A 2,312-nucleotide genomic window follows, 5' to 3' on the forward strand; every position below is an offset into this window, starting at 1 on the left:
CTGCCCGGGTCGCGTACGACGCCCCGCTCGCCGCGCGCCAGGCGCAGCATCCAGGCGACCAGGTCGACGCCGTAGATCTCCTCGGTGACCGGATGTTCCACCTGGAGGCGGGTGTTGACCTCCAGGAAGTAGGCCTCCTCGCGGCCGGCGTCGTAGACGAACTCGACCGTCCCGGCGGAGCGGTAGTCGACCGAGGCGCACAAGTCGCGGGCGGAGGAGGCCAGTTGGGCGCGTATGGCGTCGGGCAGACCCGGGGCGGGGGCCTCCTCGACCACCTTCTGGTTGCGGCGCTGGAGGGAGCAGTCTCGGTCGCCGAAGGTGACGACGCCGCCCTCGCCGTCGCCGAAGACCTGCACCTCGACATGGCGGGCGTGCTCGACGAGACGTTCCAGGAAGACACCGGCGGAGGAGAAGGAGGCAGCGGCTACGCGCTGCACCCGCTCCCAGGCCTCGGTCAGTTCGTCGGCGGAGCGACATGCCGACATGCCGATGCCGCCGCCTCCGCCGGTCGCCTTGAGCATGACGGGGTAGCCGATGTGCGTGGCCTGGGCGAGGGCCTCGTCCAGGTCCGCCAACAGGCCTGTGCCCGGGGCCAGTTGCACCCCTGCGGCCTCGGCCGCCGCGCGTGCCGTGTGCTTCGCGCCGAACAGCTCCAGCTGCGCGGGCGTCGGTCCCACGAACACGATGCCCGCGTCCTCGCAGCGCCGGGCAAAGGCCGCGTCCTCGGAGAGGAAGCCGTAGCCGGGGTGGATCGCGCCCGCGCCGGTGTCCTTCGCCGCCTTCAGCACCAGGTCGGCGTCGAGGTACGACTCCTTCGCGGGCGCCGGGCCGAGCCGTACCGCCACGTCGGCGAGCCGCACATGGGGTGCCGAGCGGTCGGCGTCGGAGTACACCGCGACCGTGCGCAGGCCGAGTTCGCGGGCCGTGCGGATGACGCGGACGGCGATCTCACCCCGGTTGGCGATCAGCAGCGTGTCGAAGGTCATGAGGCATCCCTGTGGGAGGCGGCCCCAACGATCGTCATCTGTACGGCCGTCGGCTCGAAGCCGTTGCAAGGGTTGTTGATCTGGGGGCAGTTGGAGACCAGGACCAGGACGTCACGTTCCGCGCGCAGGGTCAGTTTCAGGCCCGGGGAGGAGAGGCCGTCGACGATGCCGAGGGTGCCGTCCTTCTCGACCGGCACGTTCATGTACCAGTTGATGTTGGAGACCAGGTCGCGCTTGCCGAGGCCGTAACGGGCGCCCTCCGCAAGGAAGTTGTCCACGCACGCGTGCTGCGACCAGGTGTGGTGGCCGTAGCGCAGGGTGTTGGACTCCTTGGAGCAGGCGCCGCCGACCGTGTCGTGCCGGCCGACCTCGTCCTCGGTGACGGTCATCAGCGGCGTGTACTCGTTGGACATGAGCACGCTGCCGGTGGTCAGGAAGATGCCGCCCTGGGCGTGGATGGTGTCGGGCGCGCTGTAGCGGACCGACGTGTCGTGGGCGTCGTAGACGAGGAAGTCGACGGCCTGGTTGCCGTGCAGGTCGGTGATGGTGAGGGTCTCGCCGGTGCGGACGACGGCGGACCAGGCGGCGCGGGCCGGTACGTCCTCGGTCTTCATACGAGCCCCCTCGCGGCAAGGAATTCGGTGGTGTTCAGGAAGGCGCGGCGGCCCTCGGGCGTGGCCTCCCACAGCGGGTCGCCCGGCCCGGTGGCCTCGGCGCGCCAGGCCAGTACCTCCAGCGGGGTGCTGACGTAGTCGTCACGGGGATCGGTCGGGTGGGGCACGTTCGCGATCAGTACGGTCACGTCCTGCTCGGCGCGCAGGGTCACGCTGCCGCCCGGGCCGGACGAGCCGGTGAAGTCGAGGGAGCCGTCGTCGCGGACCTCGACGCCCTGGAAGAAGGAGAGCGAGGGCGGGAGGTCGCGGGGTTCGAGGCCGTTCTTGGCGGCGGCGAGCTTGAACAGCTCGCGGCCGGCGGGGGAGTCGGACTGCGGGGTGCCGTCGCCGTAGCGCTCGGTGTTGCGGACGAGCGTGGACGTGCCGCAGAGCGCGTCGTGGTGGCCGGAGGTGTCGGCGACGAGGGAGGCGAGGACGCGGCCCTGGTCGGAGAGGAGGAGCTGGCCCTCGCCGAGGTAGGCGTTCCACTGCACCTTGACCGTGTCGGCGACGTTCAGCCGCTCCCAGGGGCGGTCGGCCGCGTAGAGGAGGAGGTGGGCGCAGGCGTCGCCGCGCAGGTCGGTCAGGCGGAGTTCGGTGCCGCGGGCCAGGACGCGGTGGGTGTAGTTGCCGCCCGCGACGGTCTCGGCCCACACCAGGTGGCCCGCCTCGC

General features: G+C 71.5%; 3 protein-coding genes. All 3 read right to left on the bottom strand.

The window, feature by feature from the left end; translation table 11 throughout:
• Positions 1–986 (bottom strand): ATP-binding protein (locus R6V09_RS51170; protein WP_317888255.1); only part of this gene is annotated, 986 nt, incomplete at its 3' end.
• Positions 983–1,600, bottom strand: a complete 618-nt coding sequence (locus tag R6V09_RS51175) for an urea amidolyase associated protein UAAP2 (RefSeq protein WP_317888256.1) — start codon at positions 1,598–1,600, stop codon at positions 983–985. The genes R6V09_RS51175 and R6V09_RS51170, both read right to left, overlap by 4 nt.
• On the bottom strand, positions 1,597–2,312 hold a 716-nt coding region (locus R6V09_RS51180), incomplete at its 5' end, for an urea amidolyase associated protein UAAP1 (protein WP_317888257.1). The genes R6V09_RS51175 and R6V09_RS51180, both read right to left, overlap by 4 nt.

The sequence above is a fragment of the Streptomyces sp. W16 genome, from assembly GCF_033194735.1.
Lineage (GTDB): Bacteria > Actinomycetota > Actinomycetes > Streptomycetales > Streptomycetaceae > Streptomyces.